Genomic DNA, 26,142 nt, shown 5'->3' with positions numbered 1-26,142 from the left:
AGGGTCAGCCGAGGCGGTTGCCGATGGTGCCGATCGACTGTTCCTGCGCCTGCTCGTTCTGCAGGTAGGTCTTCGACGACTCGGAGATCTGCGACGCGATCTCGCGGAGCGCTTCCTGCACCTTGGCCGCGTCAGCGTCGAAGCGGTCGATCAGGTTCTGGAACGCGGTCGACGCGGTGCCCTTCCAGGACGCGCGGACGGTGTCGGCAGCGTTGCGCACCTGGCGAAGCTTCGCCTGCGCCTGCTCGTCGACCTCGAGGATGCGCTTCGCCAGCGCGTCGAGCTCCTCGGATGAAACGCCAAATCCAGACATTGGGAGATGCCCCCTTCGGAGAACTTCAGGCCGTAACTTCTTGGTTGGTACGCCTCTTCCGACGAGGACCATGCCACGTCGGTTCCACCCTGTCGCGACTTCTTTCGAAGTAGTTGCTCTAGTAAACGGTTCCGAGTGAACCCGGATGTCAGTAGAGGATTCGCGACTGCGAAAAGTCCTCGTCATCGTCACTCGCACGGGGAAGCTGACCACTCGGACCGGCGACCGCGATAGAACCGAGAGTGGCGACGGGGGCCGTCTCAACCGCTGGGTGAGCCTGCGGAGCGGTCAGTTCGACGGCATCCGGCAGCTGCTCGACGGGCAGGCCGCGGTCGGTGCGGAACCCGGTGGCAGCTTCCCGCACGTCGGACGAGGTCGCCCGAGCACCCGGTTCGACTCCGCGCTCACGGGCCTGCCGAGCGAGTTCACGCGTGCGTTCCCGCAGCTTGGCGTTCCGTTCGCCGACCTCACCGGCGGCGCGGCGGGCACGGGTGACGGCGGCTCCCACTTCGGCGCGGAACCGGCCAAGGGCCTCGGTGGCGGACATCGGCAACTCCCCTGACGTTGCTACTGCGGCTTGATGACCAGCGAGCGGACGATCTGCTCGCAGGCGGCGCCGACGGCGGCCTTGCCGGCATCGGTCGCCTGACAGCCCACGCTCACCTGAACCCTGCCGACGAACTGGATGTACCAGTCGACCGCGGCGCCCTTCACTTCTTCGCGATAGTGAACAACAGACTTGCCGGCGAATGTGGCCGCTTCGGCGAATCCGGAGACCTTGTCCCCCTCTTCCGCGCGCTTGTCGTATTGGTTCTGCAGTTCTTTGAGCGCCCGAGTGCGATCGACGTCGCTGTCGTAGGTAAGTGTTTGCTCCTGCACAGCAATACGATCGACCGGCGATTCCTCGCTGGTGAATTTGCGGTCAATCGGTTGCAAAAGCACCTGCCGGTCCACCGGCGCGCCGCCCGTCTGCTCCCATCCGTCCGGCCTGGTGAAGCTGTAGTCGTACACGGCGATCTGGTTGGCCGGCGGCTGCTGCTGCGTCTTCTCACGGCTCTTGAGCCAGAAGTAACCACCGGCACCGGCCGCGGCGAGCACCACCACGACACCGACTGCGACGAACAGCGACGCCCTGCTCTTCTTCGGCGGTGGCGCCGCGGGGAACGCCGCGGGGAACTGTCCTGCGGGCGGCGGCGTGATCCGGCGGGTGATCTTGCGGGTCGTGTCGTCGGTCACCCGCAGGTTGTGAGTGACCTCGCCCGGCCCGCCTTTCGGGGGTACCTGCAGCGAGCCCTGCGGCGCCACACCGCCGGTCCGTTCGGGATCGAGACTGACGGCCCGCAGCGCGCCACGGGCGACGACGGTCTCCGGCTGGTCGATGCTCGTCGGCACCACGCGGGTGTGCTCGTGCACCAGCCGGGCGACGAGCGGGATCCGGCTCGACCCTCCGACCAGGAACACCCCGGCGAGCTGCTGAGGCACCAGCCCTGCGTCGCGGACCGCCGCACCTACCAGCGCGGCCGCCCGGTTCAACGGCGCGGTGATCAGTTGCTCCAGGTCGGAACGGGTGACGTGCGCGTCGGGGAACGGCGGCGGCATCGGCACGTCGGTGTAGGCGTGCCGGGACAACGTCTCCTTGGCACCGCGGACGTCCTGCCGGAGCACCCGCCGCTTGCGCCGGTCGGCCATCTCGCGGCCTTCGACGAGCTGCCGCCACGCCTCGGGGTCCTTCGCCGCGACGAGGCCACCGACGTGCTCCAACAGCGCCTGGTCGACATCCGCGCCACCGAAGCTCGGGTCTCCCTTGGCCGACAGCACCCGGAAGCTCTTGCCCGCGCGCGCCACCACACTCGCGTCGACGGTTCCGCCGCCGAGATCGAGCACGGCGAGCGCGGCACCGTCCGGAACGGAGTGGCTCGCCGAGTGGAACACGGCGGCCGCGACGGGCTCCGGCACCAGCACGAGCTCACGGCCGAGACCTCGCGCCGCCTGCAGCAGCACGCGGGTGCGCACGGTGCCCCAGTCGGCGGGGTGGGTCAGGACGAGAAGGTCGACCGGCGCGCCGCCACCGACCCGGCGCGCTTCGCCGACCGCACGGGTCAGCACCGCGCGCACCACGTCCACGACCGGCAGCACCGTGCTGCCCAGCAACAGCTCACCCTCGTCGACGCGGCGCTTCGGGTGCGGCTCGTAGCGGGCAGGGTCGACCGCGGCCTGACGCTCGGCCTCGTGACCGACGAACAACGTCCCGTCGGCGGCGGCGAACACGGCGGACGGCACCAGCGGCTGGCCGTCGAACACGACCACCTGCGGCTCCCGGCCGTGGGCCGAAACGGCGACGCAGGTGCTGGACGTGCCGAAGTCGACCGCGACGTGCAGGCTCATGCACCTTCCCCTCTTCCGCGCACATGCTTACCCGATGAGGCAGGCCTGGACGACACGGATGGCGAAGTCGGTCGTTCCGCGCCTGGCTCGCCGAACGCGGAGGTGAGCGGTCGGCGGTTCGCCGAAGTCCTGGCAGGTCCCCCCGACGTTCACCGTCCACGCCGGACTTGGATCACGTCCTGGCTCGTAGAATCCGCTCGTGCGGGGAGCCGAGTACCGGGTGCTGGGGCCGTTGGAGGTGCTCTTCAACGGGGAACCGATCGCCGTCCCGGCCGGCAGGGGACGCGCGCTGCTGGCGACCTTGCTCATGCGACCCAACCAGTTCGTGTCCTCCGACGAGCTCGTGGACCGGCTGTGGGAAGGCTCGCCGCTGTCCGCGGACCGGGCGACGAAGACCCTGCACATGACCGTTGCCAGGCTGCGACAGGCGCTGGGACCCGCGAACTGCGTCTCCACCACGACCAACGGCTACCTGGCCGAGGTCGGGAACCTGGACCTCCTCCGGTTTCGCGCACTGGCCGGGACCGACCCGCACGCCGCGTTGGAGTTGTGGCGCGGGCCCGTGCTGAGCAACGTCGACTCGGACGCCCTGCATCGCGACGATGTGCCGAAGCTCGTCGAAGAACGGCTGACGGTGCTGGAACGACGGATCGAGCAGGACCTCGGCCGCGGCCGCGCCTCGGAGCTGGTGCCGGAACTGAGGTCGTTGACCGCCGAGCACCCGTTGCGCGAGCGGTTCTGGGCGCAGCTGATGGTGGCTCTCTACCGCTCGGATCAGCAGGCAGCGGCGCTGGAGGCGTTCCGCGAGGTCAGCGACCTGTTGGCGGACGAGCTGGGCATCGACCCCGGCCCGAGCCTGAAGGAGCTGCACCAGTCGATCCTGCGCGCGGAACCGGAGCTCACCGCGCGGCGGGACACCGTCGTCCCGCGCCAGCTGCCGCCCGACCTCGGGGGCTTCACCGGCCGCGATGAAGACCTCGCCCGGCTCGACCGGCTCCTGTCGTCCGGTGAGTCCACGCAGACGGTCGTCATCTCGGCCATCGCGGGGTCCGCGGGGGTCGGCAAGACCGCGCTCGCCGTGCACTGGGCGCACCGGGTGAGGGCTCGCTTCCCGGACGGGCAGCTCGCGGTGAACCTGCGCGGCTACGACCAGGAGAACCCGCTGACCCCGCACGACGCGCTCGGTCAGCTGCTGCGCGGGCTCGGCCGGTCCGCGAAGGAGATTCCCGACGACACCGACCAGCGCATCGGCGAGTACCGGTCGTTGCTCGCCGATCGCCGAGTGCTGGTGCTGCTCGACAACGCCCGTGCGGCGGAACAGGTGCGGCCGCTGCTGCCGGGCGGCCGATCGGTCGCACTGGTCACGAGCCGCTCCGACCTGCGTGGCCTGGTGGCGTTGAACGACGCGAAGGTGCTGAAGCTCGGTGTGCTGCCACTGGACGAAGCGGTGCAGCTGCTGGGAAAGGTCATCGGCACGAACCGCACGGACGCGGAACCCGAAGACACGGCCGAACTCGCGCGGCTGTGCGCGTGTTTGCCGCTCGCCCTGCGCATCGCGGCGTCGTTTCTCGCGAGCGAGCCGGACCTGCGCGTGCGGGACCTGGTGGACCAGCTGAGCACCGAAGACCGGCTGGCGGAGCTGGAGATCGGCGACGACCGGCAGGCGGCGGTCCGGGCAGCGTTCGACCTCTCCTACACCGCGCTCGGACCCGACGAGCAGCGGATGTTCCGGGTGCTCGGACTGGCGCCGCGCGCCGATTTCACCCCGATGTCCGCCGGTGCGCTGATGGGTGTGCCGAGCGGTCAGGCGTTGCAGCTCCTCCGCACGCTGGCGAGGGCTCATCTCGTCGAGGAGCACGAGCCCCAGCGGTTCTCCCAGCACGATCTGCTGCGGCTGCACGCCCGCGAACGTGCCACCGGAGAAGAGAGCGAGGAAAGCCGGAAAGCCGCAGTCGTACGGTTCCTGGACCACCACCTGCACTCGCTCGGCAACGCCGAAGCCGCGGTGCCTCTTTTCCGAGCCGAGAAGACGCTGACCGAGCGCGATCCAGTGGTCGAGGTGGCCGTGTTCAGCGACAAGGACGCCGCGATCGCCTGGTGCCGGTGTGAACACGACCTGCTGTTCGAACTGTGCGAGTTCGCTCTGGCCGAAGGACATCTCGAACACGCGTGGAAGCTGGCGTACTCGATGATCAGCTACATCCAGCTCTCGTGTTCCAACGAGGACCGCTCCCGCGTCTTCACGATCGCGCTCGACGCCGCCCGTCGCCTGGGTGATCGGTTCGCGGAAGCCGTCGCGTTGCACTCGCTGGGTATCGCCGCCAAGAACAGGCACGAATTCGAGGCAGCGGAACGCATGCTGCGCGAAGGACTGCAGATCCGTCGCGAGATCGGCCACCGGCGCGGAATCGCCATCTCGGAGGCCGAGCTCGCCAGCACGTACCTCTGGCAGGGCCGCCACGACGAGGCGCTGCTGCACTACCGCGAGTCCGTCGAGCAGTGGCGGCTCACCGGCAACAAGCGAGGGTGGGCGACGTCGATGAACAGTCTCGCCTACACCCACGTGCGCAACGGCGACTTCGTCGAGGCGATCGCCATCTCCGAGCAAGCGTTCGAGGCGCTCGAACAGCTGGACACGGTCACCCCGTCCGCAATGGACACGCTGGCTCAGGCGTACGCCGGGATGGGTGACGTCGGCAAGGCCGCGCAGTTGTACCGCGAGATCTTCTCCTCGCACGGGCTCGGCTACATCGGTGTCCGGCCGCAAGCCGAGATCCTCTTCCACGGCGCGCAGGTCTTGGACCGCGCGGGGCACCGGCAGGAAGCCCTGCCCCACGCCCGCCAGGCGCTGGCGCTCGCCGAGCAGGGCCGCCTCGGCATGGTGGCCGACGTCCGGCAGCTCGTGCGGGACCTGGAGAACTGATCAGGCGGGTGTCGACGCCGGGTGATCGCAGTGTGAGCGAAGTGTGAGCGGACTCGGGCAGAGTTCTTCTCAGCGGTGCTGGTGGCGAAGTTCCTGGGGGGCCACCAGCACCGCTCATCAGTCTCGGGAGCGACGTGTGACCGGATTGTGAGTGCCGTCCACGACCCTAGACTGGCCGGTCCCGCAGCGGTTACCTCCCTCTTCACCGCGGTGGGACCGGCCTCTGCAAAGCCTCCAGCCGCGCGGCCAGCCCGTCCGCGCGACGATCCTTCACGGCGCGCCAGATGTCGATGGCACGCTGCCACTCCACCGCGGCCTCGTCGGGCCGGCCCTGACCGACCAGCACCTCTCCGATCAGCACCGACCCGTCGGCCACTCCTTCGGTGTCGCCGACCCGCCTCATCACCTCCACCACCGCACGCAGCTCCGGCTCGGCCTCGGCGTACCTGCCCAGACCGGCGAGCGCCTGGGCCCGGAAGCCGCGCACCCGGACGGTGAGGTACTCGTCGCCGACTCGCTCGGTGAGAACCGCTGCCCGGTCGACCTCCTGCAGCGCCTCCTCCCAGCGTTCGTCGCGGTTCAGCCGACTGGCGAGGTTGCAGTGACAGATGAGCTGCGTGTACACCGCGTCGATCTCGACCGCGATGGCGAGAGCCTCACGGAGGGTGGCGTCCGCTTCTTCACGGCGGCCGAGAGTGCTGTAGAGCTTGGACAGCAGGTTCAACGCCACCGCGACCGAGATGCGCTCGCCCTCCGCCCGCAGCAGCGGCAACCCGATGTCGTGACTGCGCAGCGCGTCGTCCAGGCGTCCGACCCACTCGTAGACGCCGGCCAGCTTGATGTGGACGATCCCCTGCTCGACCACCGAGCCGAAGCCACGCACCGCCTCGAAGAGATCGATCGCGTCGTTGCGGTAGGTGTTGTCGACCACGAGGTAGCTGTGCAGGTGGACCGGGATCAACAGGGCCTGCCGCTGCCAGCCCCACGCGATCGCCGCGAACGCGATCGCCTTGAGGTTGGCCCATTCCTGACGACGCCACCGGAGCGCGTCGGACCACGACGAGAAGCCTTGCGGCACCACACCGGAGGTCACCTCGCCGGCGTGCACCATGATCTGCGCCGGGTCCTGGGACGTCGCGTTCTCCAGTGTGTGGACGTACCACTCGGTCAAACGCAGCGCCGCTTCTTCGTCGTCACCGCACAGCTCCGCCGAGTACGCGCGCAACAGGTCGTGCAGGTCGTATCGGCCGGGAGTCCGCGACTGGACCAGGTGATCGGCGACGAGCCGTTCCAGCAGACGACGGGCGTGGGCAACGGAGACACCGACGAGCGCGGCCGCCGCACTGATGTCGAAATCCGCACCGGGATGCACGGACAGCAGCCGGAACATCCGCGCCGATTCGTCGTCGAGCGCCCGGTACGACCACGAGAAGACCGCCCGCACGTCGACGTCGTCGAAGTCGGTCAGCGCGTCGAGCCTCGCGCTTTCCAGCTCCGCCACGAACTCCCGCAGCGACACGTCCGGGAAGCGCGCGACCCGTTCCGCGAACACCCGCAGTGCCAACGGCAGGCCGGCGCAGCGCTCGACGATCTCGCGGGCGGCTTCCGGTTCGGCATCGAGCCGCTCCGCGCCCAGCACCGCCGCGAGCAGCGTCCGTGCCGCGCCGAAGTCCAGCTGGAGCAGGCTGATCGCGGTGGCGTCGTGCTGCGACACGAGCGCACGCAGCTGGTTGCGACTGGTGATCACCACTCGGACACCGGAGGCTCCTGGCAACAGCGGGAGGACCTGGCGTGGCGAGGCGGCGTTGTCCAGGACCAGCAACAGGCGCCGGTCGACGAGCGTGGTGCGCAGCAACGCGAACCGAGCGTCCGCGGCGGCAGGGACGTCCTTCACGCCCAGGCCGACCAGCAGCGACTCCGCTGCGGCCGCGGGTTCGACGGGCTGCCCGTCCGGGTCGAACCCGCGCAGGTTCACGTACAGGTCGCCGTCCGGGAACTGCTCCCGCGCCTGACGTGCCCAATGCAGCACCAGCGCGGTCTTGCCGACGCCACCGACGCCGTGCACGACGGTGACACCGCTCGCTTTGTCGAGCAACCGGTGCTCCTCGTCGCGACCGACGAAGTTGCGCACTCCGGCAGGCAGTTGGCGCGGCACCTGACGCCCGCTGACGGACACCTCGGCGCGCAGGATCTGCTGGTGCAGCTCCTGCAGTGGCCGGCCGGGATCGACACCGAGCTCGTCCGCGAGCTTCTCCCGCACCTTCTGGTAGGCGGTGAGCGCCTCGGCCTGCTGACCCGCGCGGTACAGGGCGAGCATCAGATGCCGCCAGAACGACTCGCGCAACGGGTGATCGGCGACCAGCGAACGCAGCTCGGCCACGAGCTCGCGGCCGAGACCGCGGTCGAGGTCGGTCTCGATGCGCAGTTCCAGCGCGTCGAGCCGTTCGTCGGCCAGCCTCGGCACGTCCTCGCGGTGCAACGCGTCCGACGAGACGTTGCCGAGCACCGGACCGCGCCACAACGCCGAAGCCGCGCCGAGGTCACCCGAGCCCACCAACGCGCGGAACCGCAGCAGGTCCAGCTGATCCGGTTCCACGACGGCCAGATAGCCACCGGGGCGCGTGTGCACGCAGTCCGCCGCACCCAGCGCGGATCTCAACCGCGCGACCACCATGTGCAACGTCTTGCGCGCGCGGTCGGCGGTCGGCGGCGCACCGTCCCAGATCCGCTCGATCAGCTCGTCGACCGTGACGACCTGGTTGGGCCGCAACAGCAGAGTGGCGAGCAGCACCTGGCTCCGTCCGACCGGGACGGTGACCGGCCGGCCGTCGAGCAGCACCTCCAACGGCCCCAGCACGCGGTACTCGGCTCGCACGTCGTCCCTCCCCCGGTGTGACGAACGTCGAGTGTAGGGGCGTGGACTCGGTGTGACCGAAGTGTGAGCACAGCCGGGCAGAGTGTTGTTCAGCCGGAAGACGAGAGTGACAACGAGGTTTGGGGGGTGTCACGAACGTCAGGCTCTGACCGTGCCGATCCTCCCCAGTGGAGCGGTGCGGAGGGAGATCCGGTCAATGGGGGAACCGGACAGTCCCCTGCTGTTCGGTTGGGCCCGCGGCTTGAAGCTGCGGGCCCTTTTACTTCGCCCTGGAAACCGCTCTCACGCCGCCGACAGCGGATGTCATTGATCCGTGAGCGGCGCGATAGAGGCGTACGGCAGAGTTCTCCTCGACCGGTTCGACGGAGGCAGGCAACACCTGGGGGAACCTCCGAAGAAGCCCGGCCGGTGCGGTCTCCTCCCTCTTGACCGCATCGGATCCGGGTTCGGCCATGGGGGGAGCAGGTAGAACCCCTGCTACCTGAGCGGGCCCGCAGCTTCGGCTGCGGGCCCTTTCACTTTGCGCGAAACGCACGTGGGGACCTTTCGCACTGTCGGACAGTGCGAAAGGTCCCCACGTTCCGTGCGTGACTACTCGGGCGCGATCCAGGCGAACTGGATGCGCTGCTGACCGTGCTTGCGGGTCACCATCGTGCCCCGGCCAGGAGGCTGCGGCGACGGCTTGAGGTTGCCGACGATGTTGCCCTCCTCCTTCGAACCGGAACCGACGAAGATCGGCGCCGCGATCTCCTTCAGCTTGCCGAGCACAGGGTCGTACATCGCGCGGGACGCACCACCCATGCGGCGGACCGCGACGATGTGCAGACCGACGTCCTTCGCCTGCGGGATGAACTCGGCCAGCGGCTGCAGCGGGTTCGTACCGCCCTGCGGTGCCACCAGGTCGTAGTCGTCGACCACGATGAACACCTCGGGCCCCGACCACCAGGACCGGTTCTTGAGCTGCTCCTGGGTGACGTCCGGGCCGGGCATGCGCCTGGTGAGCGAGCCGCGGACCTCCTTGACGTTCTCCGCGAGCTGGTTGCTCGACACCGCGTAGCTCAGCAGGTGGTCGGTGTCGATGAAGCCGAGCATCGTGCGGCGGAAGTCCGCCAGCAGGATCAGCGCCTCCGAGGGGGTGTAGCTGGTCATGATGCCGCGGACGATCGTGCGCAGGATGTTCGTCTTGCCCGACTCGCCGTCGGCCAGCGCGAAGAAGTGCGGGTCCGCGTCGAAGTCCATGTAGACCGGCGCGAGCTCGTCCTCGTTGACGCCGACCGGGACCAGGTGGCCGCGGTTCGGGTTGACCTGCTGGACCTGAGCCATGAACTGGCCGTAGTCGAGCAGGTCGGGCAGCATCCGGACCTGCGGCGCGCGCGGGCCCTGCCACGCCTGGTTGAGCTTGTTGCTGAGGTCCTGGACACCGGCGGAGATCGTGGTCGGATCCTGCGAGGTGTCGATGCGCGGCAGACCGGTGAGGAAGTGCAGCTTGTCACCCGTCAGACCGCGGCCGGGACGGCCGGGCGGCACGTTGACCGCGACCTTGCGGTCGATCTCGGACTCGCTCGGGTCACCGAGACGCAGCTCGAACCGCGTGCCGAGGAGGTCCTTCATCGCCGGCCGGATCTCCGCCCACCGGTTTGCCGCGACGATCACGTGCACGCCGTAGGACAGACCCTGTGCGGCCAGCGCCTGGACCTGTGGCTCGACCGCCTCGAACTCCTGGCGGAAGTTCATCCAGCCGTCCACGATCAGGAACGCGTCGCCGAAGGCATCGTCCTTGATCTCACCGCGGCGCTTGCGGTTGCGGAACTCGGCCATCGAGTCGATGCGCTGGTCGCGCCAGCGGAGCTCGCGCTCGGTGATCAGGGTCTGCAGCTCGGCCACCATGCGGCGGACCTTGTCGACGTCGAGACGACCGGCGAACCCACCGACGTGCGGCACGTCCTCCATCGACGCGAGCGTTCCACCACCGAGGTCGATGCAGTAGAACTGCGCCTCTTCCGGCGTGTGCGTGAGCGACATCGACGCGATGATCGTCCTGAGCAGCGTCGACTTGCCCGACTGAGGACCACCGACGACCGCACCGTGACCGGCGGCACCGGAGAAGTCCGCCCACAGCAGGTCGCGGCGCTGCTCGAACGGCTTGTCGACCACGCCGACCGGAATCTGCAGCACGCCGTTCGCCGGGAATCCGGGTGACGTGAGACCGCGGTCGGGCGTCACGTCGAGCGGCGGCAGCATCGTGTCCATCGTCGGCGGCTCGTTGAGCGGCGGCAGCCACACCTCGTGCGCGGGCGGGCCCTGACCGACGAGGCGGTTGACGATGAGCTCGAGCTGGGTCGGCTCGTTCGCGTCCTCCTTGACCGGCGCCTCGACCTTGACCGGCTCGAGCGGCCGCTCCGGCTCCTTCGGGATCTCGATGAAGTCCGGCACGAAGAACCGTGGGCGCTTGTCGCTGCGAACCGCCACCGACTCACCGGCGGACTGCATGCCCGACGGCCGGTAGGTGCCCGAGACGTAGAGCGCCTTGAACCTGGTCAGCGGCATGCCCTGCACGCTCAGGTAACCCGAGCCCGGGATCGGCGGCAGCTCGTAGGCGTCCGGCACACCGATCGCCGCACGCGACTCGGCCGCGTTGAACGTCTTCAGACCGATCCGGTACGAGAGGAACGTGTCCAGACCGCGCAGCTTGCCCTCCTCCAGTCGCTGCGACGCGAGGAGCATGTGCATCTGCAGCGACCGGCCGACACGACCGATCTGGAGGAAGATGTCGATGAAGTCCGGCTTCGCCGTCAGCATCTCGGAGAACTCGTCGATGCAGATGAAGAGCGCGGGCAGCGGGTCGAGCTGGGCACCGTTCTCACGGGCCTTCTCGTAGTCCCAGACGTTCTTGTAGTTGCCCTTCGCCAGGACTTCCTGACGACGCGACACCTCACCGGCGATGGCGTCCTTCATGCGGTCCACCAGGGTGAGGTCGCCGGCCAGGTTGGTGATCGTCGCGGCGACGTGCGGTGCCTTGTCCAGACCGAGGAACGTCGCACCACCCTTGAAGTCGACGAGGATCATGTTGAGCGCCGTCGACGAGTGCGAGGCCAGCAGACCGAGCACCAGGGTGCGGAGGAACTCCGACTTGCCGGAACCGGTCGCGCCGATGCACAGGCCGTGCGGGCCCATGCCGTCCTCGGCGGCCTCCTTGATGTCGAGCTCGACCGGCTGGCCGTGCTCGCCGATGCCGAACGGGATGCGGTAGCGGTCGCGCTTGGGCCGCGGCCGCCACGCCTGCTGCACGTCGAACGTGATCGGGTCGCCGGGGATGCCCATGAACTCGAGCAGCGGCGGGTTGTTGCTCATCGCCAACGGGTCTTCGCCGCTGTCGCCACCGGCCTCACCGGCGGCGCCCATGCGGTAGGGCGAGAGCCTGCGGGCGAGCGCCTCCGCCTCCACGATCGACAGCCGGTCCGGCGTTCCGAACCACTCGACACCGCTCGCGGAGCGGGCACCGAGCTGGTTGTTCTCGACGACCAGGCGCAGACCGCGGCGGGCCGTGAGGTTGCCGAGGCACTCGGACAGGTCCAGCAGCGTGACGCCGACCAGACCCTCCTCCAGGATGATCATCTCTTCGCGGCTGATGTCGCCGTCGTCGATGACGATCACGATGTGCGGCTGGTCGGGCGGCGGCGGGGCGTTGCGGGTGAACCGCTGCCGGTCGCGCAGGTTCTCGTCCAGCATCGCCTCGATCTCGGCGAGCGAGTTCGCCATCATGCGGCGCTGGCCGATGCCGTCGATGTCGGTGGGGTGCTGCACGTGCGGCAGCCACTTCGCCCACTCCCACAGCTGCTTGGTGCGGCCCGCGCTGACGACCGCGATCAGCAGGTCGTCCGGGGCGTGGAAGGTGACGAGCTGGGCGATGAGGGCACGCGCGAGGTCGCGGCGGTCCTCGATCTCGCCGAGCAGGCCGACCGCGGCGAAACCGCGCAGTGCGATGGAGATCGGCAGGTCGGGCACGAGCGAGTGGGCGCGCACGAACCGGCGCAGCGCCAGCGTCGCGATCGGCTCCAGCTCCTCGACGGGACCGGTCTGCGGCGGCACCAGGCGGGTGGCGAGGCGCTGCGAGCCCCGTCCCGCGCGCAGGTGGCAGAAGTCGGGGTCGTTCTGGCGGCGTTCCCACATGCGCCGGGTGGTGGCGAGCGACCACAGCATCTGCGGGTCGGGGTGCACCCACTCGCGTTCGGCGCGCTGTTCGTCGGCGGCCTCGCGAGCACGGTCGCGCATCTGGCCGAGGTACCGCAGGTAGTCCTTGCGGTCCTCGTTCATCTCGGCTTTCTTCTGGCCCTTGCCGGAGCCCATGCCGCTCGCCATCATGCCGATGGTCGAGATCATCATCATGCCGGGCATGATCATCGCCGCCGGCTGCCGCGGGGCGAAGTAGAACATCATGCCCATCATGCCCACGGACGCGACGATCATCACGACGGGCATCGCCTTCATCATGATGTTGCCGGGGATGATCCGGGGAACCTCGGGTGGCGGCTCGAGGTGGACCTCACCGCCAGGAGGCCGGGGAGCAGCAAGGCGTGCCGTTCGCTTGAACTGCAGCGTGCTCAACTGACAGGCACCTCTTCGACTCTCGTTACGCCACCAGTAGCAACCGACACTATTGCGCATCTGCGCGCGTCACGAAGGTGGGTCGGGAAAAAACCCAGTCGAACGTGTTCCGCGAACACCACGTGCGAAGGGCGCCGGTGCGGCCATACTAGGGCCGCCCGGCGCACGTCCGAGTGGACCAATAGGGTCGGGCACATTGTTTGCAAGCGCTGATCTGACTTAGGGGGCCCTGGTGGCGACCGGTACGACGGTGTTCAGCCGTGTCACGGTGGTGGCACCTCGAACGCGTATCGACGTCGCGCTGCCTGCCGACGTGGCGGTGGCCGATCTCCTGCCGATGCTGTTGGACATGGCGAGAGAAGCCACTCCGGACGGTGGTGTCCGGCACGGCGGCTGGTGCCTCGCGAAGCTCGGCGACAGCCCGCTCGACCCGGCGCGCACGCTGGCGTCGCTCGGTGTCGTCGACGGCGAGCTGCTGCAGTTGCGCCGCCGCAACGAGAACCCGCCGCCGCCGTTGTACGACGACGTCGTCGACGCGATCGCGGAGTCCGACCCGGACTCGTTCCGGCCCTGGACCAAGGAGACCGCGCAGAAGTTCGGTCACATCGCCGGCGCGCTCGCGTTGATCGCCGCCGCGGTGGCGCTGTTCCTGTCCGCCCCTGTCGCGCCCGGTGACCGGGGTGGCAGCGCCCTGGCCGCCGCGATCGCCGCGGGTGTCGCCGCCATCGCCGCGCTGGCAACGGGCGCGACCATCGCGCGGGCGTACCGGGCGGCGTCGACGGGCGTGCTGATCGCCGCGTGCGGTTCGCTGCCGATGGCGTTCGTGGCGGGCTTCCACGCCGTACCCGGTGTCGGGTTCAACCCGAAGATGCTGCTCGGTTCCGCACTGCTGATGATCTTCGCGTGGGGCGGCATCCTGCTGATCGGCCAGGGCATCACGGTGTTCATCGCCGCGGCGACGGGCGGCACCCTGGTGGCGCTCGCGTTCCTGGTCGCGACGTTCGTCGACCACCCGCTCACCGGTGTGGCCGCAGCGACCGGTGCCGTGGCACTCGCCGCGCTGTCGATGCTGCCCCGGCTTACGCTGCAGCTGGCCAAGATCCCGCCGCCCGTCGTGCCGACGAACGCGGAGGACCTCAAGGAGGACACCGGCTTCCCGGAGTTCGCCGTCATCGAGCGCCGCACCGCCGTCGCGCACGAGTACCTCACCGGCATGATCATCGGTACGGGTGTCGTGGCCGCGCTGGCCGCCATCGTCGCCGCGTCCGCCGCCACGGTCTGGGGCCCGATCTACGGCGTCGTCGTCGCGATCGTGCTGATGATGCGCGGCCGGGCGTACGCGAACGGCGCGCAGGCCGTGGCACTGCTGTCCACCGGCCTGTTCGCCAGCGCCGGCATCCTGCTCGGCTGGCTGATCTCGTCGAGCGAGTTCAACCGCATCGTCTTCGTGTTCGGCACGCTGCTGATCCTCGGCGCGGCCGCGCTGGTGCTCGGCGTCGTGTTCCCCGGCCAGAAGTTCTCGCCGCCACTGCGCCGCACCGTCGACATCATCGAGGCGGTCCTCATCGCCGCGGTGGTGCCGGTGGCGCTCGCGGTGATGGACATGTACTCGGTCTTCAGGGGCCTGATCAACGTATGAGGACCGGCATGAGGCGCACCACGGCGGCTGCGACCGCCGGACTGCTGCTGCTGACGGGGGCGGTGCCGCACGCCTCCGCGCAGCCGTCCTCCACCCCGGCCGCGGCCCGACCGAACTCGGTTCCGCCGGACCTGCCGCCGAACACCCCTCCGCCGGAGGACAAGGGCATACCGGACGTGAAGTACGAGCGCACCACCAAGGGGTGCGTCGAGTCCGACACCAAGAGCGAGCTGATCAAGTACATGCCGTGGGGGCAGGTCCACCTGAACCTGCAGCAGGCGCACACCTTCGCGACGGGCAAGGGCGTCCGGATCGCGATCATCGACACGGGCGTCGACCCGCGGAACCCGCGCTTCGGCAACCGCGTCATCCCCGGTGGCGAGTACGTCGACAACTCGAACGGCAAGAACGGCACCGACGACTGCGACGGCCACGGCACCGAGGTGGCCGGCGTCGCCGCGGCGGCCAAGACCGAGGGCGACTTCGTCGGCGCCGCACCGGAAGCGGAGATCCTGGCGATCCGCCAGACCAGCGACCGGTACGAGTACAAGGGCGACGCGAACAACGAGAAGCGCGCCTCCGCCGGCAAGGTGAGCACGCTGGCCCAGGCCATCGTGCGCGCGGCGAAGCAGAACGCCAAGGTCATCAACATCTCGCTGACCAACTGCGGCACGCCCAAGGGCTTCAGCCCGGACGACAAGCAGCTGCAGGCCGCGATCAGGTGGGCCGTCGACGTCCAGGACGCCGTGATCGTCACGGCGGCCGGCAACCTGAGCGACCAGGGCACCGGGTGTCCCAAGCAGAACGACAACCTGGACCCGACCAACGTGAACTCGATCTCGTCGCCGGCGTGGTTCGCCAACGACGTGCTGTCGGTGGGGTCGATCTCGCGCTCGGGCGCGGTGTCCTCGTTCAGCGTCTGGGGTCCGTGGGTAAGCATCGCCGCGCCGGGTGAGGAGATCATCTCCGTCGACCCCAAGGGCACCGGCCTGACGAACGCGAACGTCACCGCGCAGGGCACGACCGACATCAAGGGCACCAGCTTCGCCTCGCCGTACGTCGCCGGCATCACCGCGCTGGTGCGCGAGCGGTTCCCGAACCTCAAGGCGCGCCAGGTGATGGACCGGCTCAAGGCCACGGCCCTGCACCCCGGCAACGTGTCCGGAAAGGACAACAAGATCGGCTACGGCATGATCAACCCGGTGGCCGCGCTGACCGCGGTGCTGCCCTCGGAGGCGCCGGGGTTCCAGAAGCCGCAGCCGAAGGAGCTGAACACCACCGTCACGCCGCCCGCCGGCCTGGACTGGCCGCCGATCATCGTGGCGCTGTCCGGCATCGGTCTCGGCGGCGCGCTGCTGATGCTGACGTTGTTCGTGCGCAACTCGCTCAACCGCAAGCGCGGCAGACAGGCCTAGCCCGCGCAGCGCGATGAGAACGGCCCCACCGGAATTCACCGGTGGGGCCGTTCTCGTTGTGCTGGACGACTTTCAGTCGTCGTCGCCGATCACCTTCGGCGCCGCCTTCTTCGGTTTGCCGAGCAGGTCGTCGATCGAGCCGGTGAGCCGCTGGCGCGGCTTGTGCTCCTTGTCGCCGCCCTGCTGACCGCCACCGCCCATCATGCCGCCCATCATCGGCATGCCGCCCATCATTCCGGCACCGCCGGGCACGCCCCCAGGACGTCCACCAGCGGCCGGGGCGGCGGCACCACCCTTCTCCGCGGGCGGTGGTTGCTCAGAGACGCCTGTGGCGCCTCCGAACTGCATCTGCGGCGGCGGTGTGGCGGACGCGGCGGGAGCACCGACCGAACCGACCCCGCCCGCACCGCCGCCACCGCCGGTCGACGGGGTACCGCCACCGCCCTTGCCCGCGGCGACCGTGTCGGAAGCCTTGGGCTGGTCGGGAGTCTTGGCCTCCGGCTTGGCCGGAGCGGTGTACGTCCAGTCCTTCTCGGGGTACTTGTGCTCCATGCGCACGGCGTCGAACTTGCCGGCCTCACCGGAAACCCCGTCGCACAGCTTGAGAAACGCCTCGAGCACCTGCCGCGCGGCCTCGTGCAGCTCGCGGACAGGGTCCTTGAGCTCCTCGATGTGCTTGATCGCGCGCTGGTCGCCCTCCAGGGGCAGCGCCGCCGTGCCGGACACCGAGTCTGCGGCGTCGGCGAGCACGTGCGCCATGTCCTGGACGATGTCGCGGACGCCGTCCGCGGTCTCCTCCAACGCTTCCGCCATCGCGTTCATCGCGTCGGACATGTCGCCGCCCGCGAGCCCCACCTTGCGCATGTGGTCGAGGAACGCGTCGGCGTCCTTGCCCTCCCACCGCGCGTCGACCCCTCCGAGCGGTGCCGCAACGTGCTTGTTGACCGCCTCGGTCACCTTCGCCGCCTTGCGCCAGCGTTCGGCTTCCTCGCGCAGGTCGTTCCAGTCGCCCACGAGCGGGTCGAAGAAGTCGTGCACGAGGTCCACGACACCGAGCTTGCGGCTCACCCGCGAGAGGTAGTCGAGCTCGGGACCGACCTCGGCCGCGATCTGCCTGCCGTCCTTGGCCACCACAGCTCCCCCTACCGCCGATCGGCCTTCTTGATCTGGTGCAGGGCCTCCTGCTCGTGACGGCCGTGCTGCCTGGCCACCTCGTGCAGGCCCTTCGCGGCCGCGTCGAGCGTGTCGCAGGCGCGGGCGAGCTGCGAGTTCAACAGCTCGGCCGCACGCGCGTAGCCCTGGGAGCTGCCCAGCGTTCTGCCGATCTCACCGAACGACTCGGGGCGCAGCGGGGACACCTTCATGGCGTCCCGCACCCGCCTCAGATCGTCCGTCGTGCCGTCGATCCGGTCGGCGTAGGCCTCCAACCACTCCGAATCGACGGTGATGCGACCGGCCACGACTGTCCCCTTACGACACTTCCGGATGCATTTGCGTGCATTCGACGGTGATGCACCCGGAACGGTTCCGCTACTTCTGGGTGGACTGCGGATCCTTGATCGTGCCCTTGGGCGTGGGAATCGCGTCGTAGCTGCGGTTCGCCTCGTTCTTGTTGAGCTGCGGTCCCATCGGCAACAGGCTCAGGATCTGGTTCGGCGCCGGCGGGAAGTTCCCCTCGAGGCCCAGCGCCGCCGCGGTCCCGGCGTCCGGGATGCCGTAGCGGACACCGCGACCGGTGACGATCTGCACCGGGCCGGTCCCGAAGTCGCCCTTGCCCTGGCTCGCCCGCACCACCGCCTGCTTGCCCGGCAGCATCAGGAACTGGTCGATGATCTCGCCACCGGCACCCGCCGCGTTCAGCTCGACCGGGGTCATCTCCTGCGGGCCGGGCAGCTTGGAGCCGATCGTCACCGAGGTGTGCTCGGCCTTGGTCGACTCCGTGTAGTTCTCGGCCTTCCAGCCGAGGCAGACAACGGTGTTGCCGGCGTTCGCCTCCAGCGTGGTCGGGATCTTGTCCGGGTACGACTCGAGCTTGAGCGGGTTCTTCGGGTCCTTGTGGTTCGCGACGGCGCTCGGCGAGAGCTTGATCGCCTGCTTGTTGTTCGAGTACGCCCAGCGCAGCAGGTCGCCGACGGTCTCGTCGACGGTCTGGAAACCGTCCTCCAGCGCCACCAGGTACTCGGGCGCGCCGGTCCGCTCGATCTCGACGACCTCACCGATGTTGACGTTCGTCTCGGTGACGTAGGTCGCCCGCTTGCCCTGGTTCGGGACGGCGGGGGCGGTCATCGGAGCGACCTCGGGGATCGCGTTCAGCAGCGCCGTGCTGATCGCGCGCGGCTGCTTGCCCTTCAGGTTGAGCGCGTTCAGCACCTTGTCGTTCTTGAGGTCCACCTCGGCGCGAACCGTCGACGACGAGATGTCGTCCAGCTCGTTGGGCTTCTTGTAGATCAGGTAGGCCTTCTTGGCGCCGGTGCGCTGCTGCACCAGCACCGCCTCCTCGCCCAGGTCCGTGTTGCCGCGGCTCACGCCGGCGATGACCGAGGTCTTGATCTGGTTCTCCGCCGCCTGGTTCTCGCGGAACTCGTCCAGGTCGAGCGTGTCGCAGACCGACCACTGCGCGTCGATGCGGAGGTTCGGCTTCGGCAGCACGTCCGGCGCGTCCGGCAGACCGGTGAGACGGCCGCGCGGCAGCCCGGCCAGTGTCGCCTCGCTCACCAGCTTCGGCTCGCCGCCCGCGACCTGGGCCTGCCCGCCACCCGCGGTGCCGCCCGGCGCGTCGCCGCCACCGGCCTGCTGGTCGGGGTTGTTGCGCGAGTACCAGAGCAGCCGGGCCGAGGCCAGGTTCGTCATCGGGATCAGGCGCTTCGGCGCGGCATCGACCACGTAGACCTGGCCGGTCTCCTTGCTGATGGCGATCTGCGTCTGGTCGTCGAGGCGCGGTGCCGGCTTGAAAAGCCCGTACACGAGGAAGCCGAGCAGACCGACGATGCCCAGGACCACGCCGACCGCTGTCGCGCGCGAGTGATTGCGCATGGGGTCATGCAGCATCACTGCGTCTCTGCGGACCAGAGCGGACTGCATCCGCCGCAGGACGAATTGGTAGGCCTGGACCTGTGACTTGGTGGTGGGTGTTGATGCCATTCTCGGCTCGCTGCTCTCCCAGTCGCGGTACGGTTCGGCAGGATAGCCGGACGCAGGTTGCTCCGTGGGCCGGTTCGCCAAGCCCACCGACCATCGAGGGGAAAGAGACCACAACGGATGTCCGTGACCACTCCACATCCGCCCCGGCCGAACCCAGGGATGGCGCGGCCGCAGGGACCTGCGGGTCCTGGCCAGCAGGCACCCGTGCCTCCGCGTCCTGTCGGGCGTGTCCGGCGCAGAGGTGCCGGAGTCAGCCTCGGCTCTTTGCCCGTCTCGAACGTGGTCACGATCGAGATCGGTCTCGCGATCGCACTCCTCGTGCTCTCACTCATGGGCGTGAAGGACTCAGCCGGCGCGCTGAACGTCGTCTCCGTCTCGATCGCCGGCGGTGTGCTCCTCATCGCACTGATCCTGGCTTTCACCCGATCGCGTGGTCGTTGGCTCACTCAGTGGATCGGTGTCCGGCTCCGCTACAACTTCCGGTCGCACAGCCGCACCGCGAACCGCGTCGCACCGCAGGAGTCCAAGCCCGGTGACGACGAGATGCAGGTGCTCGGCCCGGAGGACCCCCGCGTCGCGCTGTTGCGCCTCGCGATCCCGGACCTGGTGATCGCGAAAGGCGTCGACCACGAACGCCGCCCGCTCGCGCTGTCGTGGCACGACGGCGTGTGGACGGCGGTGCTGCTTGTCGACCCGACCCCGCCGCTGATCTCCCCGGTCGGTTCCGCGCCGTCGCTCCCGCTCGGCGCGCTGGCGCCCTGTCTGGAGGACCGCGGTGTCGTCCTGGACGCGATCACCGTGATCTGGCACTGCTATCCCGGCAGCGCGGCACTCCCGCCGAACGCGCCGGCGGTCAGCTCGTACATGGAGGTGCTCGGCCCGCTGCCCGCGGCCGCCAGGCGCACCACGTGGATCACGGTGCGGCTCGACCCGCGCCGCTGTGGCGAGGCGATCAGGGAGCGTGGCGGCGGCGTCGTCGGTGCACACCGCGCGTTGATCGGCGCGCTTTCCCGTGTCCGCAACGCTCTCGAGTCCGCCGGCGTGACGATCCGCCCGCTCGACTCGGACGAGCTGCTGCGCGCGGCGATCTCGTCCGCGGAGCTGACCGCCGCCGTCGGCAACACGAACCCCGTGTCGCTGCGGGAGAAGTGGTCGGGCGTCACCGCGGGTGGCGTCGGTCACGCGAGCTACGCGATCACCGGCTGGCCGTCGAAGGGCCTGAAGGGCAACCTGAACTCGCTCACGGGCGTGCGTGCGCTGTCCTCGACGCTGGCGATGTCGATCTCACCGTCCCGTGAGGACGGTCAGGTCTCGCTGCGCGGCCTGGTGCGGGTGAGCGCCCGCACGCCGAGCGAACTGGACCGCGCGGAGGACCAGTTGGCGAAGCTGAGCAACAACCTCGACATCACGCTGACCCCGTTGCGTGGCATGCAGCTCGCCGGCCTGGCCGCGACGCTGCCGCTGGGAGGTGCGGCATGAGCTCGTCCCGTCTGCTCGACACGCGTGGCGGCGGCGCGGTGGCACCGGAGTTCCTGGTGTCGCCGAACATGCTCGACGTGGTCAGCCCGAGCGGCGACCGCGGCGGCATGATGCTCGGCCAGGGCACCAAGGGCGAACCGCTGACGGTGTCCGTGCTGCGTCCCACCCCGACCCGCATGGTGGTCGTCGGCGGCCTCTACCTGGCCCGCCAGATCGCGTTGCGGGCCATGGCGACCGGCGCGTGGATCATCATCGCGACGGGCCGCCCGCAGGCCTGGCAGCCGGTCGTGCGCGCAGCGGGCCAGGGCCCGGACGGCCGCCCGTCCCAGCTCGTCCAGCTCCGTCGCCTGTCGCCCGCCGACCTGCCGCGACCGACCGAGGACATGCCGCTGCTCGTCATCCACGACGGCGGCCACGTTCCGCAGGAGCTGTTCCCGCCCCGTGCGCCGTGGCAGACCACGATGTACGTGCTGCCGTACCTGCACCCGCAGGCCGCGTCGACGGCGAACAACGCGGACCTCGTGCTGCTGCAGCGCCTCCCGATGGGCCAGGCGCAGCTCGCCGGCCAGATGTGGCGCCTGCGGCCGCAGATGTTCCAGCAGCTGACCCAGCTGAAGGACGACCAGGTGATCGCGATGGGCCAGGACATGTGGGCACACCTGCGCCTGTACACGACACCTGCCGAGCAGCAGATCCTCGGAGCGGTACGCCGAGGCGATTGAGACGGTGTTCGTCTGCCGCTGCTCCGCAGACGGCAGCGAGTTCGTCTGGAAGTCGGCCATCCGGCCCCCGCTTCGGCCCGAATCGCCTGCGGCGGTTGACCCGAAGGGGCGCCCGGACGACCGACACGAACTCGCTCGACGAAATAGGCGAAACTTGCGCCCCGAACGGTTCATCGTTCGGGGCGCAATTGTTCTGTCCATAGATCAGCGGAACCAATTAATTAACAAAGCGCAGCAAATCTGTTGATTCGCCATTCGAAGGTAGTTTCGTGGACCTTCTTGTGCGAAATCCGTCTGCGCCACTAAGAAAACTCTCACCTGCACGACCCTGCGACGAGGGAGCACGCTGCTATGGGTGAATCGTGGCTCAGACGAGCGGCTGGAATCGGACTGGTGGCGGGCACAGCGCTCGCACTGACGTCCGTCTCCGCCACCGCTGCGCCCGAGGGGGAGATTCGGAACCTCGGTGCGTCCAACGCGGTCAAGGACAACTACATCGTCGTGCTGAAGGACATGAGCACGACCAGTGTGGAGAACATCAGCGCTAAGTACAGCGCGAAGGTGAAACACACCTACAAGTCCGCTTTGCGCGGTTTCTCCGCGCAGATGTCCGAAGCCCAGGCCAAGCGCCTGGCAGCCGACCCGGCCGTCGCCCACGTCGAGCAGGACGGCGAGGTCCACCTCTCGGAGACGCAGACCCCGACCCCGTCGTGGGGCCTCGACCGCATCGACCAGCGCACCCTCCCACTGGACAACAGCTACACCTACCCGAACCGCGGCGCGGGCGTCACCGCCTACATCATCGACACGGGCATCCGCGTCTCCCACAGCGACTTCGGTGGCCGAGCGGTCCACGGCCGCGACACCGTCGACAACGACAACGATGCCACCGACTGCAACGGCCACGGAACTCACGTCGCGGGCACCGTGGGCGGCACGAAGTACGGCGTCGCCAAGGACGTGAAGCTGGTCGCCGTCCGAGTCCTGAACTGCGCGGGCTCCGGCACCTTCGCGGGCGTGATCGCGGGCATCGACTGGGTCACCGAGCAGGTCAACAGCAACCCGGCCAACAAGCCCGCGGTGGCCAACATGTCACTGGGCGGCGGCGCCAACCAAACCGTCGACGACGCCGTGAAGCGCTCCATCGACGCAGGCGTCACCTACGGCCTGGCCGCCGGCAACGACAACGGTGGCAACGCCTGCAACACCTCCCCGGCCCGCACGCCGGAGGCGATCACCGTCGGCTCCACCGACCGCACCGACGCGCGCTCGTCGTTCTCGAACCTGGGCAGCTGCCTCGACATCTTCGCCCCCGGCCGTGACATCACCTCGGCCTGGCTGACCAACGACGACGCCACCAACACCATCAGCGGTACCTCGATGGCCACCCCGCACGTGGTGGGCGCGGCAGCGGTGTTCCTCGGCTCGTCCCCGACGGCAACCCCGCAGCAGGTCCGCGACGCCCTGGTGGAGAACGCCACCTCCGACGCCGTCTCCAGCCCCGGCACCGGCTCCCCGAACAAGCTCCTGCACATCACCGGCACGGCCCCCGGCAACCCGCCCGGCCAGTGCCCGGCCGCCACCAACGACGCCGACACTGCCATCCCCGACGCCTCCTCGGTGACCTCGTCCATCACCATCGCGGACTGCAACGGCAAGGCCAGCACCACCGGCACGGTGAAGGTGGCCATCAAGCACACCTACCGCGGCGACCTGGAACTGGCCCTGATCACCCCGTCCGGCGCCGTGAAGACCCTGAAGGTCTCGAACGGCAGCGACAGCGCCGACGACCTCAACGCCACCTACAGCATCAACGTGTCCGCTGAGGACGCCAACGGCACCTGGCAGCTGCGGGTCCGCGACCTCTACCGCCAGGACACCGGCTACATCGACTCCTGGACGCTCGACATCTAGAACTCTCGTCTCACCCCTCGGAGCCCCCGGTCCCCCCGCCGGGGGCTCCTCCCTCTTCGAGGAGTCGTCCTCAGCTCGACAGCGTCCGGACCTTCCGCGTGGCCTCGGCCCTGGCCGCCAGCTCGGAATCCTCGGGGAAGTCGACGCGCACCAGGCACAGGCCGTGCGCCGGAGCCACGGTAACGCCGCTGGAACGCGCGTGGAGCGACAAAAGGGACCCGGGCCACTCCACCGGCTTGCGCCCCTCCCCGACGGCCAGCAGCGCCCCGATGAGCGACCGGACCATCGAGTGGCAGAAGGCGTCGGCGGACACGAACGCCGTGATCACGTCGTCGTTGCCGCGCGCCAATTCGAGGCGCTGCAGCTCACGGATCGTCGTCGCACCCTCGCGCCGTTTGCAGAACGCGCAGAAGTCGTGTTCGCCCAGCAGGAGCAGAGCCGCCGCGTTCATCGCGGAAACGTCGAGCGGACGTGGCCAGGCCAGCGTGTCCAACCGTCGCAACGGATGCGCGCCGAACGCGGTATCCGAGACCCGGTACTCGTAGTGCCGCCGCAACGCCGAGAACCGCGCGTCGAAGGCAGTCGGCACGACCCGAGCGGAAAACACCCGCACATCCGTGGGCAACGCACGGGCCAACCGCTTGGGCAGCCCCGCGACATCCACAGTGGACGGCAGGTCGGCGTGAGCGACCTGGCCGGAGGCGTGCACGCCGGCATCGGTCCGGCCGGCCACGGTCAAAGTCACGTCCTCGCGCAACACCATCGACAGGGTGTCCTCGAGGACTCCGCACACGGTTCGCCGCGAGGGCTGGCGAGCCCATCCGGAGAACTCGGTCCCGTCGTAGGCGAGGTCGAAGCGCACACGAACGAGCCCGCCGTCCCCGGAAGCGGGAACGACGGGCTCGTCAGCAGACGTACTGCTCAGGACTTGTCCTTGTCAGCGGACTCGTCCTTGGCCTCCTCGGCCTCGACCGCTTCAGCGGTCGGCTCGCCGTCAACCTCGACAACGCCCTCGGCGGGCTCGTCGGAGGCGTCCTTGGTCGCGGACTCGGGCGCCTCGGCGTCCTGGTCGACGACCGCGGCGGCCGGCTTCTCGTCCTTGGCGAACTTCGTCTTGCGCGCGGCCTCGGCCTCGGTCGAGACGAGCTTCTGCTGCACCAGCTCGATGACGGCCATGGGGGCGTTGTCGCCCTTGCGCGCCAGCGTCTTCGTGATGCGGGTGTAGCCGCCGGAACGGTCGCTGAAGAACGGACCGATCTCCGCGATCAGCTTGTGCACGACGTCCTTGTCGCGGATCAGCTTCATGATCTCGCGACGGTTGTGCAGGTCACCGACCTTGGCCTTGCTGATCAGCTTCTCGGCGTACGGACGCAGCCGCTTCGCCTTCGCCTCAGTGGTCTTGATCCGGCCGTGCTGGAACAGCGCCGTCGCCAGGTTGGCGAGCAGCAGCCGCTCGTGCGCCGGAGACCCACCGAGCCGTGGGCCCTTGGTAGGGGTGGGCATCGCTTGCTCCTGTAGTAACTAAAGAGATCCTCTGCTCTGAAACGAGCGTCAGAGCTGCTCGGTCTCCGCGTAGTCCTGACCGTCGTCGTGGGGGTCCAGACCGGCACCGGCACCCCAGCCGCCATCGGCGGGGTGGTAGTCCGACGCGGCGGCGGACGGGTCGAACCCAGGAGGCGAGTCCTTCAGCGCGAGGCCGAGGCCGACGAGCTTCATCTTGACCTCGTCGATCGACTTCGCACCGAAGTTGCGGATGTCCAGCAGGTCCGCCTCGCTGCGCGAAACCAGCTCGCCGACGGTGTGGATGCCTTCCCGCTTCAAGCAGTTGTAGGAACGGACCGTGAGGTCCAGATCCTCGATAGGCATCGCGAACGCGGCGATGGTGTCGGCCTCGGCCGGCGACGGGCCGATCTCGATGCCCTCGGCGTCGATGTTCAGCTCGCGAGCGAGGCCGAACAGCTCAACCAGGGTCTTACCCGCGGAGGCAACCGCGTCCCTCGGGGTGATCGAGGGCTTGGTCTCCACGTCGAGGATCAGCTTGTCGAAGTCCGTCCGCTGCTCAACACGCGTGGCCTCGACCTTGTACGTCACCTTGAGAACCGGCGAGTAGATCGAGTCAACGGGGATGCGGCCGATCTCGGCGCCCGCCTGCTTGTTCTGCACCGCAGGGACGTAGCCGCGACCGCGCTCGACGACGAGCTCGATCTCCAGCTTGCCCTTGCCGTTCAGGGTCGCGATGTGCAGGTCGGGGTTGTGCACGGTGACACCGGCCGGAGGCACGATGTCGCCCGCGGTCACCACACCGGGGCCCTGCTTGCGCAGGTACATGGTCACCGGCTCGTCCTCTTCGGACGAGACGACGAGCTCCTTGAGGTTCAGGATGACGTCGGTGACGTCCTCCTTCACCCCGGGAACCGTGGTGAACTCGTGCAGCACGCCGTCGATGCGGATGCTCGTGACAGCAGCACCGGGGATCGACGAGAGCAGCGTGCGGCGGATCGAGTTGCCGAGCGTGTAACCGAAGCCCGGCTCCAGCGGTTCGATGACGAACCGGGAACGGGTCTCGGAGACCGCTTCCTCGCCGAGCGAGGGGCGCTGGGAAATCAGCACTGGGTTCTTCCTTCCTACGACGACGACCGCTATTTGACGCCGTCAAAGACGCCGGTCGCGGAGACCGGCAAACGCACTCGGCACACCCTTCGCGCCGATGCGGGACCCGACCGCCGGCGAC

17 protein-coding genes are annotated in these 26,142 nt (G+C 69.0%); 7 read left to right on the top strand and 10 right to left on the bottom strand.

Features of this window, described 5'->3' with window-relative positions:
• Window positions 1-4: 4 nt before the first annotated feature.
• Window positions 5-313 carry a WXG100 family type VII secretion target gene (locus tag ABFX45_RS29195; RefSeq protein WP_346133342.1) on the bottom strand — a complete coding sequence of 103 codons (309 nt, stop codon included), beginning with the start codon at window positions 311-313 and terminating at the stop codon, window positions 5-7.
• Between the two features lie 271 nt (window positions 314-584).
• Between ABFX45_RS29195 and ABFX45_RS29190 the strand changes: the two genes are divergently transcribed.
• Entirely contained in the window at window positions 585-875 is a 291-nt protein-coding gene (locus ABFX45_RS29190; RefSeq protein ID WP_109628717.1) for a hypothetical protein, read from the top strand.
• Window positions 876-880: 5 nt separating this feature from the next.
• Here the strand turns inward: ABFX45_RS29190 and ABFX45_RS29185 are convergent, their stop codons facing one another.
• On the bottom strand, window positions 881-2,698 hold the full coding sequence (locus tag ABFX45_RS29185) for a type VII secretion-associated protein (RefSeq protein WP_346133340.1): 1,818 nt from the start codon (window positions 2,696-2,698) through the stop codon (window positions 881-883).
• A 199-nt stretch (window positions 2,699-2,897) separates the two neighbouring features.
• Here ABFX45_RS29185 and ABFX45_RS29180 point away from each other — a divergent pair, with 199 nt between their 5' ends.
• A complete protein-coding gene (locus ABFX45_RS29180; protein WP_346133338.1) occupies window positions 2,898-5,621 on the top strand; it encodes an AfsR/SARP family transcriptional regulator in 2,724 nt (907 codons plus the stop codon).
• 202 nt (window positions 5,622-5,823) lie between these two features.
• Here the strand turns inward: ABFX45_RS29180 and ABFX45_RS29175 are convergent, their stop codons facing one another.
• Window positions 5,824-8,496: an AfsR/SARP family transcriptional regulator gene (locus tag ABFX45_RS29175; RefSeq protein ID WP_346133336.1), complete on the bottom strand. Its 2,673-nt coding sequence runs from the start codon at window positions 8,494-8,496 to the stop codon at window positions 5,824-5,826.
• Between the two features lie 591 nt (window positions 8,497-9,087).
• On the bottom strand, window positions 9,088-13,101 hold the full coding sequence (gene eccCa / locus ABFX45_RS29170) for a type VII secretion protein EccCa (RefSeq protein ID WP_346133334.1): 4,014 nt from the start codon (window positions 13,099-13,101) through the stop codon (window positions 9,088-9,090).
• 232 nt (window positions 13,102-13,333) lie between these two features.
• On the opposite strand from eccCa, the gene eccD reads away from it, so the two are divergent.
• Together eccD and mycP are read left to right on the top strand one after the other, a co-directional pair.
• Complete coding sequence (gene eccD / locus ABFX45_RS29165) at window positions 13,334-14,740, top strand: type VII secretion integral membrane protein EccD (protein ID WP_346133332.1); 1,407 nt, start codon at window positions 13,334-13,336, stop codon at window positions 14,738-14,740.
• Between the two features lie 8 nt (window positions 14,741-14,748).
• Window positions 14,749-16,155, top strand: coding sequence for a type VII secretion-associated serine protease mycosin (gene mycP, locus ABFX45_RS29160; protein ID WP_346133330.1), 1,407 nt, complete (start codon window positions 14,749-14,751; stop codon window positions 16,153-16,155).
• Window positions 16,156-16,227: 72 nt separating this feature from the next.
• On the opposite strand, the gene ABFX45_RS29155 is transcribed toward mycP, so the two are convergent.
• The 3 genes from ABFX45_RS29155 to eccB form a co-directional block, all read right to left on the bottom strand.
• Window positions 16,228-17,286: a WXG100 family type VII secretion target gene (locus tag ABFX45_RS29155; RefSeq protein WP_346133328.1), complete on the bottom strand. Its 1,059-nt coding sequence runs from the start codon at window positions 17,284-17,286 to the stop codon at window positions 16,228-16,230.
• 11 nt (window positions 17,287-17,297) lie between these two features.
• On the bottom strand, window positions 17,298-17,615 hold the full coding sequence (locus tag ABFX45_RS29150) for a hypothetical protein (RefSeq protein ID WP_346133326.1): 318 nt from the start codon (window positions 17,613-17,615) through the stop codon (window positions 17,298-17,300).
• Between the two features lie 70 nt (window positions 17,616-17,685).
• Complete coding sequence (eccB, locus tag ABFX45_RS29145) at window positions 17,686-19,296, bottom strand: type VII secretion protein EccB (RefSeq protein ID WP_109632783.1); 1,611 nt, start codon at window positions 19,294-19,296, stop codon at window positions 17,686-17,688.
• Between the two features lie 330 nt (window positions 19,297-19,626).
• On the opposite strand from eccB, the gene eccE reads away from it, so the two are divergent.
• The 3 genes from eccE (at window position 19,627) to ABFX45_RS29130 (ending at window position 23,411) form a co-directional block, all read left to right on the top strand.
• Window positions 19,627-20,775: a type VII secretion protein EccE gene (eccE, locus tag ABFX45_RS29140; protein WP_428834201.1), complete on the top strand. Its 1,149-nt coding sequence runs from the start codon at window positions 19,627-19,629 to the stop codon at window positions 20,773-20,775.
• Window positions 20,772-21,497, top strand: coding sequence for a hypothetical protein (locus ABFX45_RS29135; RefSeq protein WP_109628738.1), 726 nt, complete (start codon window positions 20,772-20,774; stop codon window positions 21,495-21,497). The genes eccE and ABFX45_RS29135 overlap by 4 nt, the downstream gene beginning before the upstream one ends.
• A gap of 351 nt (window positions 21,498-21,848) precedes the next feature.
• On the top strand, window positions 21,849-23,411 hold the full coding sequence (locus ABFX45_RS29130; RefSeq protein ID WP_109628740.1) for a S8 family peptidase: 1,563 nt from the start codon (window positions 21,849-21,851) through the stop codon (window positions 23,409-23,411).
• Window positions 23,412-23,481: 70 nt separating this feature from the next.
• Here the strand turns inward: ABFX45_RS29130 and truA are convergent, their stop codons facing one another.
• The 3 genes from truA to ABFX45_RS29115 are packed head-to-tail and all read right to left on the bottom strand — an operon-like array spanning window position 23,482 to window position 26,021.
• The gene (gene truA / locus ABFX45_RS29125; protein ID WP_211337091.1) at window positions 23,482-24,273 is read right to left on the bottom strand and encodes a tRNA pseudouridine(38-40) synthase TruA; all 792 of its coding nucleotides are present in this window, start codon (window positions 24,271-24,273) and stop codon (window positions 23,482-23,484) included.
• 59 nt (window positions 24,274-24,332) lie between these two features.
• Window positions 24,333-24,914: a 50S ribosomal protein L17 gene (gene rplQ / locus ABFX45_RS29120; protein WP_109628744.1), complete on the bottom strand. Its 582-nt coding sequence runs from the start codon at window positions 24,912-24,914 to the stop codon at window positions 24,333-24,335.
• A gap of 48 nt (window positions 24,915-24,962) precedes the next feature.
• Complete coding sequence (locus ABFX45_RS29115; protein ID WP_109628746.1) at window positions 24,963-26,021, bottom strand: DNA-directed RNA polymerase subunit alpha; 1,059 nt, start codon at window positions 26,019-26,021, stop codon at window positions 24,963-24,965.
• Between the last annotated feature and the right edge of the window lie 121 nt (window positions 26,022-26,142).

The sequence above is a fragment of the Lentzea roselyniae genome (assembly GCF_039537795.1).
GTDB lineage: Bacteria > Actinomycetota > Actinomycetes > Mycobacteriales > Pseudonocardiaceae > Lentzea > Lentzea atacamensis.
Note: the sequence above shows the minus strand (reverse complement) of the source record. Positions and strands in the feature narration are given on the sequence as shown.